Raw genomic sequence first — 15,653 nt, forward strand, 5'->3', positions numbered from 1 at the left:
GACTCAGCTGGGTTCAGCCCCCGGCCACCGCCGGCACGATGCTCACCTCATCGCCGTCCTTGAGGAGAGTGGATTGGTTGTCGAGGAAGCGGATGTCCTCGGTGTTGACGTAGACGTTGAGAAAGCGGCGCAGCTTGCCGTTCTCATCGGTGAGCCGCTCCTGGATGCCAGGGAACATGGCCGCGAGCGCCTGAATCAGCGCGTCCACATCGCTGGCCTCAATCGCCACGCTGGCCTGGTCGGCGGTGTACTTCTGCAGCGGAGTGGGGATCAGAACCTGAACGGCCATGGGGAAGCTTCGGGGATGGGCAATGGTGGAGGGAAGGCCGGGGCTCAGGGGGTGAGCTGCTCCCAGGAGGCGCGTTGCAATGACTGGGCCCGCTCCCAGGCCGCATTGAAGCTGGCCAGCTGCGGTTCGATCGTCAGCGGTTCGCCCACGGCGGAACTGATCGCCTCGGTCGTCTTGAGGCCGTTGCCGGTGATGTAGGCGACGGTGGTCTCCTCCGGGTCGATCTTGCCCTGCTCCACCAGCTTCTTGAGCACGGCGATGGTGGTACCGCCGGCGGTTTCAGTGAACACCCCCTCGGTTTCCGCCAACAGCTGGATCCCGGCGACGATCTCGGCGTCGCTCACCGCGGCGATCGAGCCACCGCTGGAGCGGGCGATGTCGAGGGCATAGGGGCCATCGGCGGGGTTACCGATGGCGATCGATTTGGCAATCGTGTTCGGCTTGACCGGGGTGATGAAATCGCGCCCCTCAGCGAAGGCCTGGGCGATCGGGCTGCAGCCCTCGGCCTGGGCACCGCTGAAGCGGACGGGCTTCTCGTCCACCAGACCCACCTTGACGAACTCGTCGAAGCCCTTGCGGATCTTGGTGAACAGGGATCCCGAAGCCAATGGCGCCACGATGTGATCGGGCAGCTGCCAGCCCAGTTGCTCGATCACCTCAAAGCCCAGGGTCTTGGAGCCTTCGGAGTAGTAAGGGCGCAGGTTGATGTTGACGAAACCCCAGCCATAGGTGTTGGCCACCTCACAGCAGAGCCTGTTGACCTGGTCGTAGTTGCCTTTCACCGCCATCAAGGTGGGGTTGTAGATCAAGGTGCCGAGCACCTTGCCCAGCTCCAGATCAGCGGGGATGAACACGCAGCATTCAAGGCCGGCGTAGGCGGCGATCGCGGCGGTGGAGTTGGCCAGGTTGCCGGTGGAGGCACAACTCACCGTGGAGAAACCCAGCTCCTTGGCCCGGGTGAGGGCCACCGACACCACCCGGTCCTTGAAGGAGAGGGTGGGGGAATTGACACCGTCGTTCTTGATGTAGAGCTTCTTGAGGCCGAGGCGGCGGGCCAGGCGATTGGCGCGCAGCAGGGGGTGAAGCCGGTGCCCACATCGATCGGATCGCCTTCGATCGGCAGGAAGTCGCGGTAGCGCCAGATCGAGACGGGGCCGGCTTCGATCGAGGCGCGGCTGACGCGGGCGCGGATGGCGTCGTAGTCGTAGACGACCTCAAGGGGGCCGAAACAGACGTCTTCGCAGACGTGACGGGCCGTGGCCGCGTAGGGATGGCCGCATTCCTTGCAACGCAGGCCCGTGAAGGTGGCGCGGGAGAGGGTGGCGGTCACATCCCGGAAACTGAGTTGAAGAAAGCTAGCAGCGCTCTCTAAGCTGGCCTTCAATAGCCGATTCTTTTGGTCGGGATTAGTGAGGCCTGGGGAACCCTTGCGCCCCTGGTGACGCGAACTAGCCTCACGCCGTGGCTTTTCGTCCCTTTCGCCGGCCGTTCCCGTGGCTTGCCGCGGCCCTGGGACTGCTTGTCGCCGCCACCGCGGTGCTGCTCCTCTCGCGGCTGTCGATCGAGTGGGAATGGTTCGCCCAGTTCGACTTCCAGCAGGTGCTGCTCCGCCGCTGGCTGCTGCAGCTGACGGCCTTCGTGCTCGTGATGGGGTTGGGGGTTCCGCTGCAACTGCAGCAACTGGGCCGTTGCTGGCGCCTTCGGTCCACAGGCGGAACCGGCAGCGCGCCGGCCAAGGTCCTGCCGCGCCTGACCTTGCTGCGGCTGGAGCCCGCACCGTTGGTGATCATGCTGGCGGTGCTGCTGCTGCTGCTGGTCGGTGGCCTCACCTACCTGTTCATGCAGGCCAGGGGCTGATCAGCGCTCCGTTCAGCGGCGAGGTGATCACCGGCCTGCCGGCCCTGGCCGATCTACCGATCCCCCTCGTGGTCGCGTTGCTGGTGGCGCTACCCCTGCCCCTGCTGACCCGTCCATTCACCACGCTGCAACTCACGCTGGTGGCGGCCCTGGCCGGTTCGGCCACCGCCCTGGCGCGGGGCTGGAGCCTCTGGTTGCCAGCGCTGCTGGCGGTCCCCTTCGGCGAGGGGGATCCGCTCACCGGCTTCGACATCAGCTTCACCGTCTTGCGGCTGCCGGCGCTGAATCTGCTGCTGAGCATCCTTCTGGCCCAGACGATCGTGGGGTTCGCCGCCTGCCTCTGGCTCACCTTCAGCGAAGGAACCAGCCTCAGCGATCTGCGCTTCGTGGGCCTGAGCCGTGCCCAGCAAGGGGTGCTCAAGCCCCAGTTCGCGGTCCTCTGCCTGCTCGCCGCCTTCAGCACCGCCCTGGCCCCCTTCGATCTGATGGTGCAGGGCAGCGGGGTGGCCTCCGGCGCCGGATTCGTCGATCTGCATGTGCGCCTGCCGCTGCGGCTGCTGCTCGCCGCCCTGCTGGTGCTCACCGCCACGGGCCTGCTGGCCTCGGTGCGCCGTCACTGGTTGCGGCGAGTGGCATTGCTCCCCCTGCTGGCCACGCTGGTGCTGGTGCCGATCACCGAGTTCGTGGTCGCTCCTCTGGCGCAACGCTTCTGGGTGCAGCCGCGGGAGCTGGTGATGGAGGCGCCCTACATCGAGCGCAGCATCCGCGGCACCCGCCGAGCCTTCGGGCTGGAGGCGATCCAGGAGGGCACCCTCAATCCCCAGCAGAAGCTCACCCCTGCCGATCTGGAATCGGCGCCGGGAACCCTGGCCAACATCCGCCTGTGGGACAGTCGCCCCCTGCTGGCCGCCAACCGGCAGCTGCAGCAGTTAAGGCTGTACTACACCTTCCCCTCCGCGGCGGTGGACCGCTATCCGCTGCTGGGGGATCCCCTTCGCCGCGGCTCGCAGCAGGTCTTGATCGCGGCGCGGGAACTCGACAGCGGCGCCCTGCCGACCGGCTCGCGCACCTGGCTCAACCGCCATCTGGTGTTCACCCACGGCTACGGCTTCACCGTCTCGCCGGTGAACGTCTTCGGCCCTGACGGCCTGCCTCTGTTCTTCGTCAAGGACCTGGGCCGCAGCGGCCGGGTGCAGGGCATCCCCAAGCTGGGCATCAGCAACGCCGCCGCCGAGACGTCTCTGCCGGTGGGGGAACCGCGCCTGTACTACGCCTCGGCGCCGGCTCCCTATGTGATCGCCCCCACCAAGGTGCAGGAATTCGACTTCCCCGACGGGGAGCTGAACGTCTACACCCATTTCTCGGGGCGGCTCGGAATCCGCCTCGACTCCTCCTGGCAACGGCTCAAGGCAGCGGTCTACCTGCGCGAACCGCGGCTGCTGTTCAACGGTTCGTTGACACCCGACTCGCTGCTGCTGATCCGCAGGCAGGTGAACGAACGGCTGGAGGCCCTGGCGCCGTTCCTGCATTTCGAGGCCGAGCCGTATCTGGTCACGGCGCGGGTGGAGGGCTCCCCGGCTTCGAGCCCTCCCAGCATCAGTACTGGATGCTCGACGGATTCACCAACAGCCGCAGTTACCCCTACAGCGACGCCAACGCCAAGGGCATCCGCTACTTCCGCAACCCGGTGAAGGCGGTGGTGGATGCCCACGACGGGCGCCTGTGGCTCTACGTGAACGATCCCAGCGATCCGGTGCTGCGCACCTGGCAGCGGGCGTTCCCTGAGCTGTTCCGCCCGCTGCAGGAGATGCCGGCGGCGCTGCTCAGCCACATCCGCGTGCCGCTCAGCCAGTTCGCGATCCAGTCGGAGCGTCTGCTGCGTTACCACGTCACCGATGTGCGTACCTTCTACAACGGTGACGACGTCTGGTCGATCCCGCTTGAGGTCTACGGCTCCAGCAACGTGCCCGTGGAGCCGTATCACGCCACCCTGCAGCTGCCAGGCAAGGAGCGGCCTGAATTCGTGCTGTTGCTGCCGTTCTCGCCCCTGCGCCGCACCAACCTGGTGGGCTGGCTGGCGGCGCGCAACGATCCCCCCATTACGGCGAGCTGGTGCTAGTGCGCTTCCCCAGCAGCGGCTGCTGCTGGGTCCGCAGCAGATCTCGGCCCTGATCGAGCAGGACCCGGTGATCAGCTTTCAGTTTGGCCTCTGGAACCGCACGGGCTCCCAGCTGCTTCGAGGCAATCTGCTGTTGCTGCCGGTGGGCCGGGGCCTGCTCTACGTGGAGCCCATCTACCTGCAATCGAAAAACAACAATCTGCCCACCCTGGTGCGGGTGGTGGTCACCGACGGTCGCCGCTTCGTGATGGAGCGCAGCCTCGACGACGCCCTCGCCCGGTTGGTGGGGCCCAAGGCCCAGGAGGCCCAGGGATTTGCCGCCCTGGAACAGGCGGCCGCGCCCGTCAAAGCAGCGCCCTGAGAAGCCGCACCGTCCCATGAAAAAGGGGCCCGAAGGCCCCTGAACCCATCCTTGGGCTGGTCTCGGATTCAGACGGCCACCGCGGTCTTCGGATCAAGAGCACCCTTGGCGTAGAGGCCGGCGTAGAAGTTGATGTCGCGTTGCTTGATCTTGCTGGCGTTGCCGGCACACCAGAACTGCTGATAGCGGTCGAGGCAGACCTGCTTCATGTAGGCCCGGGCGGGCTTGTTGAAGTGGCGGGGGTCGAAGTTGGAGGGATCTTTGAAGGCGGCTTCACGCACGGCTGCTGTGAAAGCCAGGCGGTTGTCGGTGTCGATGTTGATCTTGCGCACACCGTTGCGGATGCCTTCCTGGATCTCCTCGACGGGCACCCCGTAGGTTTCGGGGATCGCGCCGCCGTACTTGTTGATCATGTCCAGCCATTCCTGGGGCACGGAGGAGGAGCCGTGCATCACCAGGTGGGTGTTGGGGAGGGCCTTGTGGATCTCCGCGATCCGGGAGATCGCCAGCACCTCACCGGTGGGCTTGCGGGTGAATTTGTAGGCGCCGTGGCTGGTGCCGATGGCGATCGCCAGGGCATCCACCTTGGTCTTGGCGACGAAGTCGGCCGCCTCGGCCGGATCGGTGAGCAGCTGGTCGTGGGAGAGGGCGCCTTCGAAGCCGTGGCCGTCCTCGGCCTCACCCTTGCCGGTCTCCAGGGAGCCCAGGCAGCCCAGTTCGCCTTCGACGCTCACGCCGATGGCATGGGCCACATCCACCACTTCCTTGGTGACAGCCACGTTGTACTCGTAGCTGGCGGGGGTTTTGGCGTCGGCTTCGAGCGAGCCATCCATCATCACGGAGGTGAAGCCGTTGGCGGCGGCCCCAAAGCAGGTGGCGGGGCTGTTGCCGTGGTCCTGGTGCATCACCACCGGGATGTCGGGATAGGTTTCCACCGCCGCCAGGATCAGATGGCGCAGGAAGTTCTCACCGGCGTACTGACGGGCGCCGCGGGAAGCCTGCAGGATCACCGGGCTGTCGGTCTCGTAGGCCGCCTCCATGATCGACTGCACCTGTTCCAGGTTGTTGACGTTGAAGGCTGGGATGCCATAGCCGTTCTCTGCGGCATGGTCCAGCAGCAGCCGAAGCGGAACGAGCGCCATGGGAAGAATCCTCGGGGGTGTGGAGAGAGATGACAGGGATGAAGGCAGCCGTGATGAACGACGTTCACCCGGAGGCTTGGTCGCCTGGATTGCCTGGGTTGCCTGAACGGCGTTGAACGCCGACCTTGCTGAGCCTGTTCAAACTCTAGGGGATGCCCCTTGAACCCCTGCGAGGGAGCCCCAGACAGCGAAAGTGCTCTCACCAGATGGCCTGACGAGATCGCTGAGCGGGCCCCTGAAGAGAGGGCCTCACTCAGCCGAGCCGCTCCTGCAGGCCGCTGGCGGCGGAACGCTGGGCCGCATCGCAGCAGCGCTGGCTCAGGGCCGCCTCCGCCAGACCGGGCACCATGGGCCTGTCAGCGCGGACGGCCTCGGCCCACCAGCCCAGCAGCCGCCGCACCGGGGCGATCCGTCCATCCACCCAGGTGCGCGCAAAGGCCAGGGCCGGATCGGGGCTCACGCTCTGGAGCGGCTCACCGCCGCGGGAGATCCAGAGCTGGAAGCCGTGCACATAGTCGCCCTGGTTGTCAGACCCCAGCACCAGGGTGGCCTCACTGCCGTAGAGCTCGATCCAGTAGCCACGCCCCCGCCGCGTCACCGCCGCCAGGGTCAACTGGGCCGGCACCGTTCCGTTCACTCCAGCCCCCAGGCTGAGCTGGGCCAGGGCAATGTCCTCGGCATCGACCGCGGCCAACCGGCCGGAACCATCGGACAGCGGCCGCTCGGGGATCGCCACCCGGGTGCTGGCCGTCAGCTCCAGGGTGGGCCCGATCAGCCAGTGCAGGGTGTCGAAGGCGTGGCTGCCCAGGGAGCCGATCACGCCACCGCCCTGGTCCGCCTGGGCATACCAGTTCCAGGGGCGGCTCGCGTCACTGCGGCTGCCCATCAGCCAGTCGAGCTTCACCAGATAGGGCTCCCCCAGGGTGCCCTGTTCCAGCAGCGCCTTGAGCTGCTGGAACACCGGCACCGCCCGGTACTCGAAATCCACCGCCACACAGCACCGCCGAGCCAGGGCCAGCCGCCGCAGCTCCTCCACCTGGCCTGCCCCAAGGCCCACGGGCTTCTCCAGCAGCAGGTGCTTGCCGGCTTCCAGGGCCCGACAGGCCAGATCGAAGCGCACGGCGGGGGGTGGCGATCACCAGGGCCTCGATCGCCGGATCCGCCAGCAGGGCCTCGAAATCGCAGGTACCGGGCAACTCGGCGGCGCGACAGGCGGCCTCCAGCCGCTCGGCGCGCGGATGCCAGAGGGCCACCGGCTCGGTGAGCGGCTGATCCCGCAGGGCCGGCAGGTGCACCTTCTCGCCGAACCCCAGGCCGGCGATCGCCACCCTCAAAGGGGTCGCAGGTGAAGCCGCCAAGGGGGCCCCTGCCGTGGCGGGGACGGCACTCATCGGGCGGCCAGCAGCGGGGCTCCCGCGTCACAGGCCGCCTGCAGCACCGCGGCAATCAACGGATCGCCTCCAGCCGGTTGCCACTGGGCGCCGAACTGGGGCCAACCGCCGATGGAGGTGTCGCGGTAGAGCCCCTGGCCGCAGTCGAGATCCATCACATAGAGGGTGCCCAGTTTGGGCCGGGCCTCCAAATCAGCTTCGTCCGAGGCGGTGCGGAAACGGCTCAGCACCGTGAGTTGGCCGTCGCGGCCGACCCGCAGGCTGCCCGCATCCCACCACTGCTCCCCCTCGGCCGTGGTGCCCACCGAGCGCCACTCCAGCGGGGCCGCCCCAACCCCCGCCGGCAGCCCCATCCAGACGACCAGCGCCAGCAGCAGAGCGCACAGGAGCTTGATTGGTCTGAAACGGCCCATCACGTTCAATCCAGGTTCAGGCCTTCGCGGCGACGGTGGTGCAGCCATGGAGCCGCAACAGCCCCGCCAGGGTGGAGCGCAGGCGGGTGCGCGGCACGATGTGATCAACGAAGCCATGGTCCTGCAGGTATTCGGCGGTCTGGAAGCCGTCGGGCAACCGCTCCCGCAGGGTCTGCTCGATCACACGCCGGCCGGCGAAACCGATCAGCGCCTTGGGCTCGGCCAGGATCAGGTCGCCGAGCATGGCGAAGCTGGCGGTCACCCCGCCGGTGGTGGGGTGCGTGAGCAGGGGGATGTAGAGCAGTTCCGCCTGGCGGTGGTGCTGCAGGGCCCCGGAGATCTTCGCCATCTGCATCAGGCTCAGCATCCCCTCCTGCATGCGGGCGCCACCGGAAGCGCAGACGATCACCACCGGGATCCGCCGGGCGGTGGCCTCCTCGATCAGCCGGGTGAGGCGCTCGCCCACCACCGATCCCATCGAGCCGCCCATGAAGCGGAAATCCATCACCCCCAGGGCCAGGGGCAGACCCTCGATCCGGCACAGTCCCGTGACCACCGCATCCTTGAGGCCTGTGCTGAGCTGGCTGTCCCGCAGACGATCGGCGTAGCTGCGGCGGTCCTTGAAAGCCAGGGGATCGGTGGGCGTGAGCTCGCCATCGAGCACCTCAAAGCTGCCGGGATCGGCGATCAGCCGGATGCGCTCCTCGCTGTGGATGCGGTGGTGGTGGCCGCAGCCGCTGCAGACGCTGGCATGGGCGATCAGGTCTTTGCGGTAGACCACCAGGCCGCATTCGGGGCACTTGCTCCAGAGGCCGTCCCCCTCTTCGGGTTCCTGGGCGGCACGCACCACCGGAGTGGTCTTGCGACGATCGGCGAACCAGTCGAACAGCGACACGGCGGAGCGGACCCTGGGGGAATCAGCCATTAAAGGCCGGCAAAGCCCAGGCGCTCAGCGAACTGCCGCAGCCACCAGCCGTTGCCCCCCAGCCACAGGGCCACGCCGCCGGCCGCCAGGAAGGGACCGAAGGGAAAGGGCTCATGGCGCTTGAGCCGGCCCGTGAGGCGCCCCAGGCTGCCGAGCAGGGCACCGCCCAGCACCGCCAGGGCCACCGCCAGACCCATCCCGGCAAGCCCCAGCCAGGCCCCCAGCAGGGCGGTGAGCTTGGCGTCACCGAGGCCCAGGGCGGGCTGACCCATGGCCTTCTCGGCCAGCCAACTGAGCCCTTCAAAGGCCAGCAGACCGACGGCGGCGGCAAGCAGATGATCCAGCAACAGCCGCCGGCCGATGGCCTCCCCCTGGCTGAACCCCAATACCGCCGTCACGGCCCAGCCCAGGAGCACCCCCAGCGGCAGAGCGGTTCCGGCAGCCACAGCTGATCGAGGTCGATCAGCACCAGCGGCACCAGCCAGCTCACGAACAGCCAGCCGGCCGCCAGCAGCAGCCAGGGGCTGGAGCTCCCATGGCCGAGGGAACCGCCAGCAGCACCGCCACCCATAGCCCGGCGGTGAGCAGCTCCACCAGGGGGTAGCGGATGGCGATCGGGCCCCGGCAATGGCGGCAGCGGCCCCGCAGCAGCATCCAGCCGAGCAGGGGCAGGTTGTCGTACCAGCGCAGGCGGGTGCCGCAGTGGGGGCAGTGACTGGGGGGAAACGATCGATTCCTCCCGCGGAACCCGCCAGGCCACCACGTTCAGGAAGCTGCCGACGCAGGCCCCGATCAGCGCCGCCCCAAGGGGCAGAACCTGGACGCTGGCAAGAAGCGGAGCCGTGGCGCTCAAGCGGACCTCAGAGGGACTTCGGGGAGGAGGGTTTGCGGGGGAGGCGCAGCCGGGCTGAACCGCCGCGGCCCAGCCGGCCCCAGATCAGCTCGATCGGAACAAACTGCTCGTCCGGCAGCAGCACCGGCGGGTCAAAGACGATCCGCCCCTGGAGCGTGCTCAACCTGGCGTTGAGCACCACGCCGCAGACATCAGCTCCAGCGAAACAGTGATCGAGGGCCTGGAACAGAACCCGACGGGCGGCCTGGATGACCAATCGGCTGTTGATCTGATCGAGACGCAACTCTGGGGCTGCCTTGGTGGAGGCGCCCGAGATCAGAAACGAGGGGGCAGACTTCGTGGGTGTGGCGAAGGAAATCGGCCTCACCAGTACGAATGGCAGCACCAGACTAAGGGCTGACGCTGCAATCAGGCCAGCTTCTTCTTCTCTTCAATCATCCGATGGATGATCGGAGTGAGGATCAGCTCCATCGCGAAGCCCATCTTGCCGCCGCTCACCACGATGGAGGTGGGGCTGGACATGAAGGAGTCGTGGATCATGTCGAGCAGGTAGGTGAAGTCGATCCCCCACTTCTCGCGAGCCCCCTTGCGGAAGTGGACGATCACGAAGCTTTCATCTGCGGTGGGAATACTCCGAATCATGAAGGGGTTCGAGGTATCGACGGTGGAGACCCGCTGGAAGTTGATGTCGGTGCGGCTGAACTGCGGGCAGATGTGATTGATGTAATCGGGCATGCGGCGCAGGATCGTGTCCACCGTGGCCTCGGCCGAGTAGCCGCGCTCCTGGTTGTCACGGGCGATCTTCTGGATCCACTCCAGGTTCACGATCGGCACCACGCCGATCAGCAGGTCCGCCAACTTGGGCAGGTCGTAGCCCTCCCCAACCACGCCACCGTGCAGGCCCTCGTAGAAGAGCAGGTCGCTGTCGGCGGGGATGGTCTCCCAGGGGGTGAACTGGCCGGGCTGGAGGCTGGTGCCGAGGCGGGCGTTGTGCTCGGCAGCTTCCTCCACCGAGTGCAGGTAGTAGCGCTTCTGGCCGCTGCCGGTCTCGCCGTAGGTCTCGAAGAGTTCGGCGAGCTTGTCGAACAGGTTGGCCTCGGGGCCGAAGTGGGAGAAGTTTTCGCCATTGGCCACGGCAACGGCCATGGCTTCCTTCATCGGGCCCCGCTCGAAGCGGTGGTAGCTGTCGCCTTCCACCACGGCGGGATGGATGCCCTCGCGGGTGAAGATGTATTCGAAGGCACGCTTGACGGTGCTTGTTCCAGCGCCGGAGGAACCGGTGACAGACACAACCGGGTGACGCTTCGACATCGGAGCAAGGGGAGGAAAAGCGAATTCGAGTGTCGCAGATCGCCCGCCCGCCCCCGCTGCCGGCAGAGCTGAGCCGCCTTCAGAGCACCGCCAGCAGCTGCTCGCCCATGGCCTGGCAACCGAGCACCGTGGCGCCTTCGGCGGCCAGATCTCCGGTGCGGTAACCGGCCTCCAGCACCCGATCAACGGCACGCTCCAGATCGGCGGCAGCGGCCCCTGGTGCAGGCCGATGCGCAGCAGCATGGCGGCCGAGAGCACCATCGCCAGCGGATTGGCCTTGTCGGTGCCGGCGATGTCGGGGGCGGAACCGTGCACCGGCTCGAACAGGCCTGGGCCTTCGGAGCCCAGGGAGGCCGAGGGCAGCATGCCGATCGAACCGGTGAGCATCGCCGCCTCGTCGCTGAGGATGTCGCCGAACAGATTGCTGGTCAGCAGCACATCGAACTGGCGAGGGTCCCGCACCAGCTGCATGGCGGCGTTGTCCACGTACATGTGGCTCAGCTCGACGGCGGGGTAGTCGGCGTGAATCGCCTCGACCCGATCGCGCCAGAGCTGGCTCACATCGAGCACGTTGGCCTTGTCCACCGAGCAGAGCCGGCCGCCGCGCTGGGCAGCCAGCTCGAAGCCCACCCTGGCGATGCGGTCGATCTCGTCATCGGAGTAGGCCATGGTGTTGAAGGCACGCACGTGGCCATCGGCCTCGACGCGGCCCTTGGGGGTGCCGAAGTAGATCCCCCCGGTGAGCTCCCGCACCACCAGCAGATCCACGCCTCTGATCACCTCCGGGCGCAGGCTGCTGGCGTCGATCAGGGCGCTCAGGATCTTCACAGGCCGCAGGTTGGCGAACAGGCCCAGGCCCGAACGCAGGGCCAGCAGGCCGGTCTCGGGGCGCTGTTCCCGGGGCAGGGCGTCGTACTGGTAGCCGCCGATGGCCGCCAGCAAAACGGCGTCGCTGGCGCGGCAGGCCTCCAGGGTGGCCTCGGGCAGGGGCACGCCGGTGGCGTCGATGGCGGCCCCACCCACGGGCTGCTCGTCGTAATCGAGCGCGAAGCCGTGGCGGGCGCTGACCGCATCCAGCAGCTGCCGGGCCACTGCCGTGATTTCCGGCCCGATGCCGTCACCGGGCAGCAGGGTGAGGCGGTAGCGGGTCATGGCAGGTAGGAGCGGCTGGCGGTTGCGTGGCGCGAAGCTACCCCAGCGGTGATGGCCCGCCGAGGCGGGCGGTCCTGGCTCAGCTTGCGTCGCGGCTCAGCTGGCGCAGGGTGCGTGCCATCTCCGGCAGCTTGTTGAAGGCGGCCGAGCAGCGCAGCCAGAGCCGGTTGGGGATCGCCGGGTAGCCGCTCACCACCTCACCGGCGGCCACCTCGCCGTGGATGCCGGATTTGGAGGAGGCGATCGAGCGGTCGCCCATCACGGCCTTGTTGGCCAGGCCCACCTGGCCGGCCAGGATCACGCCGTTGCCGAGGCGGGCGCCGCCGGCGATGCCCACCTGGGCCGCCAGGGCGCAGCCCTGGCCCGTCACCACCCCATGGCCGATGTGCACGAGGTTGTCGATCTTGGTGCCAGCGCCGATGCGGGTCTCCCCACCGAGGGCCGATCGATCGTGCTGCCGCAACCCACCTCGACCCCCTCCTCAAGCACCACCAGGCCGGTCTGGGGCATCTTGCGCCAGCCGCTGGCGGTGGGCACGAAGCCGAAACCCTCCGACCCCACGACCGCGTTGGAATGCACCACGCAGGCGCGTCCCAGGCGGGAACCGGGGTGGAGGACGGCGTTGGCGTGGATCTCGCAGCCCTCCGCCAGCACCACGTCGTCGTAGAGCACCACGCCGGGGTGGAGGGTGGAGCCCTCACCCACCACCGTGCCCTCACCCACCACCACATGGGCCGCGATGGACACACCGGCGCCGAGGCTGGCACTGGGATCGACCACGGCGCTGGGGTGGATGCCGCTGGGCCGGGGCCTGGCTGGATAGAGCGCTTCGAGTGCCTCGGCAAAACCGAGGCGGGGGTTCTTCAAGGCCACCCAGGCCAGGCCGGCCGACGTCGCCTGCTCCTGCAGGGCCGGGTCGCTGGGGAGCAGCAGGGCGCCGGCGCCGCTGGCCGCCAGTTGGGCCGCCAGGCTGTGGCCCGCCTCCAGAAAACTGAGCTGGGAAGGGCCCGCCTGATCGAGGGCGGCGGCACCGGAGAGCTCGGGATCCGCAGCCAGATGGGGCTCACCGGCGGCGTTGCCGGGGCTGAGCCGGGCCAGCAGTTCACTGAAGCGCATTCCGCCGATCGCCAGCCGCGGCCGGATGGTAGGTCGGCCTCAGGCCAGGGCGGCGGGGGCGGTTAGCACCAGGTGGTCGCGGTGCACCACCGCAACGCCCACATCGGCGCCCAGGGTGCGCTGGAGCGTCTCACTGCTCTGGCCGATCACCAGGGCCAGCTCCTCACTGCTCAGGGCGCTCAGGCCGCGGCCGAGCTCGCGGCCATCAAGGGCCATCAGGCGCACGGCATCGCGGCGCTCGAAGCGACCATCCACCTGCCGGATGCCCACCGCCAGCAACGAGGCGCCGCGCTCCAGCAGGGCGCGCTCGGCGCCAGGGTCGATCCAGAGCTTTCCCTTGGGCACCAGGGCATGGGCCAGCCAGCCCTTGCGATCCGGCAGGGGTTCGGGGCTGGGCTGGAACACGGTGCCCAGGCTCTCCCCGGCCAGCAGGGCCTCGAGCACAGCCGGATCGCGGCCATCGGCCAGGCGCACGCGGATCCCACTGGAGGTGGCGATGCGGGCCGCCGCCAGCTTGGTGGTCATGCCTCCAGTGCCCCACTGGCCGCCGCCCGTGGCCACGCCGCTGAGCCGTTCCAGTTCCGCGAGGCTGCCCACCTCCTCGATCGGCTCGGCGTTGGCGTCGCGCCGGGGATCCCCTGAGTAGAGGCGGTCCACGTCGGTGAGCAGGATCAGCTCGTTGGCCCCCACCGCCACCGCCACCAGGGCCGAGAGGGTGTCGTTGTCGCCAAAGCGCAGCTCGTGGGTGGCCAGGGTGTCGTTCTCGTTGATGATCGGCACCACGCCCCAGGCCAGGAGCTGCTCCAGGGTGCGGCAGGCGCTCTGGTAACGGCGGCGGGAGGCGAGATCGCCGCGGGTCAGCAGCACCTGGGCCACCGTCTGGCCGTGGGCGGAAAAGGCGGCGTCATAGAGGCCCATCAGGCGTCCCTGACCCACGGCAGCGGCGGCCTGGAGCGCCGCCACCTCCTTCGGGCGCCCCGGCAGCTCCAGGGCGCGGCAGCCCAGCCCCACCGCACCGCTGGTGACCAGGGCCACGCTGTGGCCATCCGCGCGCTGACGGCTGAGGCTGGCGGCCAGATCAGCGATCACGGCGGCGGTGTCGCGCCCGGCGATCCCCCGCAGCAGGCTGGTTCCCACCTTGATGACACGGCGCACGGGCATCAGCCCAGTTCGCTGCCCACCCAGCGGGCCAGGCGGAGCTCGAAGTTCTGCAGCCGGTCGTGCTCGCAAGGCTGACCCACCGCGTTCACCGGCTTGACCAGCACCGTGTAGAGACCCAGCCGGTTGCCGGCCAGCACATCGGTGAACAGGCGATCACCCACCAGGGCCACCTGCTGCGGGGGCAGATTCAGCTCGGCCAGCACCCGGCGCAGGGCGCTGCGGCGGGGCTTGCCGGCGGAGGCGGTGAAGGGCACCCCGATCCGCTCGGCCACGGCGCCGATGCGCGCCTTGGAGGGGTTGTTGCTGAACAGCCGCAGCTCCAGGTGCTCCTGGGCCCGCTGGAGCCAAGCCTCGATCGGTGCCGGCAACTCCGTGCGCCGCGCGGGCAGCAGGGTGCGATCCACATCGAGCACCAGGGCGCGCAGCGGCACCGCCAGCAGCCGCTCCAGCGACAGCTCCGCCAGGGTGCCGCTGGCGAGCCAGTCGGGTTGCAGCAACTGGGGGAGATTCAATCCTCGCTCTCCCTCTCCTCAAGCTCGGCTTCGATGCGGGGCTGGACACGATCAAATTCCTCCCCTCCACCAGCACCGCTTCGCCGTCGGTGATCCGCGCCAGCACGAAGAAGGGATCGAGGGGAATGAACAGGCCGTACTCCTGGTCGTCGGCGCGGAACTGGATCAGCAGTTCATAGGCGTCGGTGTCGTCGTCGAGGTCGTCCTCCTCGTCGTCGAAGTCATCGGGATCGGGCTCTTCGAGCTCACCGCTGACCGTGAGCGTGACGGCAGAGCGCACCAGGGTGAGGTCGTGCTCCTGGAGGACCACATCGGCCACCGAGAGGATCGGCTCGGCCGCGTCCACCGATTCGATCACCTCCGGTTCAGCGTCGTCTTCGAGACGCACCAGACACACTGGGGTGTCCACCGGGGTGAGCAGGGCGTAGTCGTGGCCGTCGAGGGGAATCAGCTGCTCGAGAAAACACAGCAGTTCCCTGCCGCGCTCACGCACCAGCACCGTGGGCACGTCACCGGATCCGGAGATGGAGGGGCCTTCGGCGCTCATGGTGCGAGTTCAGATCTGCTCAGAATGAATCAGCGTGGTCCCGGCGGCCCGGATCGATGGCCGCCGCTCCGACCGGTAGCGGCTCAGGCCCTTCCACCAACCACTGCTGCAGCAGCAGGGCGGCGGCGGCGCTGTCGAGGGCGCCGCTGCGGTCGCCGTGCAGGTGATGCTGGTCCGCGGCGGCCCAGCTGCTGGCGTGCTCGTTCACCCAGGCCAGGGGCAGATCAAGGTCGCGGGCAAGGCGTTCGCCGTAGCGACGGCAGTGGCGTGCCTGCTCGGTGGGTTGCTGGTTCCCGTCCAGGGGCAGGCCCACCACCAGCGCCCGTACCCGCCGCTGGGACACCACCAGCTGCAGCTTGGCCCGGTCGAGGGCATAACGGCCCCGCAGCAGGGGTGGCAGCGGAGTGACGGTGAGGCCGAGGGGATCGCAGCCGGCCAGGCCCAGGCGGCGGCGGCCCACATCAAGGGCCAGCACGGACTGGGGCTGGGGCTTCAAAGGAGCTG

General features: G+C 68.4%; 14 protein-coding genes and 6 pseudogenes. 4 read left to right on the top strand and 16 right to left on the bottom strand.

Annotated elements, in window-relative coordinates; all coding sequences use genetic code 11:
* Nucleotides 1-13: 13 nt before the first annotated feature.
* Both AAF143_RS00540 and thrC read right to left on the bottom strand, forming a co-directional pair.
* Nucleotides 14-289, bottom strand: a complete 276-nt coding sequence (locus tag AAF143_RS00540; protein WP_255005023.1) for a MoaD/ThiS family protein — start codon at nt 287-289, stop codon at nt 14-16.
* A gap of 44 nt (nt 290-333) precedes the next feature.
* A pseudogene (thrC, locus tag AAF143_RS00545) lies at nt 334-1,619 on the bottom strand (threonine synthase).
* A 131-nt stretch (nt 1,620-1,750) separates the two neighbouring features.
* Between thrC and AAF143_RS00550 the strand changes: the two are divergent.
* The 4 genes from AAF143_RS00550 (at nt 1,751) to AAF143_RS00565 (ending at nt 4,626) form a co-directional block, all read left to right on the top strand.
* Entirely contained in the window at nt 1,751-2,146 is a 396-nt protein-coding gene (locus tag AAF143_RS00550; protein WP_414026358.1) for a hypothetical protein, read from the top strand.
* A 23-nt stretch (nt 2,147-2,169) separates the two neighbouring features.
* Nucleotides 2,170-3,837, top strand: a complete 1,668-nt coding sequence (locus AAF143_RS00555) for a UPF0182 family protein (RefSeq protein WP_414026359.1) — start codon at nt 2,170-2,172, stop codon at nt 3,835-3,837.
* Entirely contained in the window at nt 3,753-4,265 is a 513-nt protein-coding gene (locus tag AAF143_RS00560; RefSeq protein WP_414026360.1) for a UPF0182 family protein, read from the top strand. The genes AAF143_RS00555 and AAF143_RS00560 overlap by 85 nt, the downstream gene beginning before the upstream one ends.
* Before the next feature lie 67 nt (nt 4,266-4,332).
* Nucleotides 4,333-4,626, top strand: coding sequence for a hypothetical protein (locus AAF143_RS00565; protein ID WP_414026361.1), 294 nt, complete (start codon nt 4,333-4,335; stop codon nt 4,624-4,626).
* 68 nt (nt 4,627-4,694) lie between these two features.
* Here AAF143_RS00565 and fba read toward each other — a convergent pair whose 3' ends face one another.
* From fba to ruvX, 14 genes and pseudogenes are all read right to left on the bottom strand, one after another.
* Nucleotides 4,695-5,768, bottom strand: a complete 1,074-nt coding sequence (gene fba / locus AAF143_RS00570; RefSeq protein WP_255005026.1) for a class II fructose-bisphosphate aldolase — start codon at nt 5,766-5,768, stop codon at nt 4,695-4,697.
* 253 nt (nt 5,769-6,021) lie between these two features.
* Nucleotides 6,022-7,159: pseudogene (locus AAF143_RS00575) on the bottom strand (Gfo/Idh/MocA family protein).
* Nucleotides 7,156-7,572 (bottom strand): hypothetical protein, encoded by a 417-nt coding sequence (locus tag AAF143_RS00580; RefSeq protein WP_255005028.1) that lies wholly within the window; start codon nt 7,570-7,572, stop codon nt 7,156-7,158. The pseudogene AAF143_RS00575 and the gene AAF143_RS00580 overlap by 4 nt, the downstream one beginning before the upstream one ends.
* A gap of 16 nt (nt 7,573-7,588) precedes the next feature.
* Nucleotides 7,589-8,467 carry an acetyl-CoA carboxylase, carboxyltransferase subunit beta gene (accD, locus tag AAF143_RS00585; RefSeq protein ID WP_255005815.1) on the bottom strand — a complete coding sequence of 293 codons (879 nt, stop codon included), beginning with the start codon at nt 8,465-8,467 and terminating at the stop codon, nt 7,589-7,591.
* 29 nt (nt 8,468-8,496) lie between these two features.
* A complete protein-coding gene (locus AAF143_RS00590) occupies nt 8,497-8,913 on the bottom strand; it encodes a hypothetical protein (protein WP_414026362.1) in 417 nt (138 codons plus the stop codon).
* A 70-nt stretch (nt 8,914-8,983) separates the two neighbouring features.
* A pseudogene (locus AAF143_RS00595) lies at nt 8,984-9,260 on the bottom strand (prepilin peptidase).
* A gap of 97 nt (nt 9,261-9,357) precedes the next feature.
* Nucleotides 9,358-9,735, bottom strand: coding sequence for a hypothetical protein (locus tag AAF143_RS00600; protein WP_414026363.1), 378 nt, complete (start codon nt 9,733-9,735; stop codon nt 9,358-9,360).
* A 23-nt stretch (nt 9,736-9,758) separates the two neighbouring features.
* Nucleotides 9,759-10,661: a phosphoribulokinase gene (locus tag AAF143_RS00605; RefSeq protein WP_255005031.1), complete on the bottom strand. Its 903-nt coding sequence runs from the start codon at nt 10,659-10,661 to the stop codon at nt 9,759-9,761.
* 79 nt (nt 10,662-10,740) lie between these two features.
* A pseudogene (gene leuB / locus AAF143_RS00610) lies at nt 10,741-11,813 on the bottom strand (3-isopropylmalate dehydrogenase).
* Nucleotides 11,814-11,892: 79 nt separating this feature from the next.
* Nucleotides 11,893-12,929 (bottom strand): annotated as a pseudogene (gene lpxD / locus AAF143_RS00615) (UDP-3-O-(3-hydroxymyristoyl)glucosamine N-acyltransferase).
* Between the two features lie 39 nt (nt 12,930-12,968).
* Nucleotides 12,969-14,090, bottom strand: coding sequence for a glutamate 5-kinase (gene proB, locus AAF143_RS00620; protein WP_255005034.1), 1,122 nt, complete (start codon nt 14,088-14,090; stop codon nt 12,969-12,971).
* The gene (locus tag AAF143_RS00625) at nt 14,090-14,587 is read right to left on the bottom strand and encodes a YqeG family HAD IIIA-type phosphatase (RefSeq protein ID WP_414026364.1); all 498 of its coding nucleotides are present in this window, start codon (nt 14,585-14,587) and stop codon (nt 14,090-14,092) included. The genes proB and AAF143_RS00625 overlap by 1 nt, the downstream gene beginning before the upstream one ends.
* Before the next feature lie 11 nt (nt 14,588-14,598).
* Nucleotides 14,599-15,149: pseudogene (locus AAF143_RS00630) on the bottom strand (DUF3727 domain-containing protein).
* 19 nt (nt 15,150-15,168) lie between these two features.
* Nucleotides 15,169-15,645, bottom strand: coding sequence for a Holliday junction resolvase RuvX (gene ruvX / locus AAF143_RS00635; RefSeq protein WP_255005037.1), 477 nt, complete (start codon nt 15,643-15,645; stop codon nt 15,169-15,171).
* Nucleotides 15,646-15,653 lie beyond the last annotated feature (8 nt).

This window comes from Cyanobium sp. ATX-6F1 (assembly GCF_047395825.1).
GTDB lineage: Bacteria > Cyanobacteriota > Cyanobacteriia > PCC-6307 > Cyanobiaceae > ATX-6F1.

Excerpts from the sequence above, each read along its gene's own strand:
- AAF143_RS00560 (WP_414026360.1), top strand. The coding sequence starts at position 3,753 with ATGCTCGACGGATTCACCAACAGCCGCAGTTACCCCTACAGCGACGCC.
- AAF143_RS00580 (WP_255005028.1), bottom strand. The coding sequence starts at position 7,572 with ATGGGCCGTTTCAGACCAATCAAGCTCCTGTGCGCTCTGCTGCTGGCG.
- proB (WP_255005034.1), bottom strand. The coding sequence starts at position 14,090 with ATGCCCGTGCGCCGTGTCATCAAGGTGGGAACCAGCCTGCTGCGGGGG.
- AAF143_RS00605 (WP_255005031.1), bottom strand. The coding sequence starts at position 10,661 with ATGTCGAAGCGTCACCCGGTTGTGTCTGTCACCGGTTCCTCCGGCGCT.
- AAF143_RS00540 (WP_255005023.1), bottom strand. The coding sequence starts at position 289 with ATGGCCGTTCAGGTTCTGATCCCCACTCCGCTGCAGAAGTACACCGCC.
- fba (WP_255005026.1), bottom strand. The coding sequence starts at position 5,768 with ATGGCGCTCGTTCCGCTTCGGCTGCTGCTGGACCATGCCGCAGAGAAC.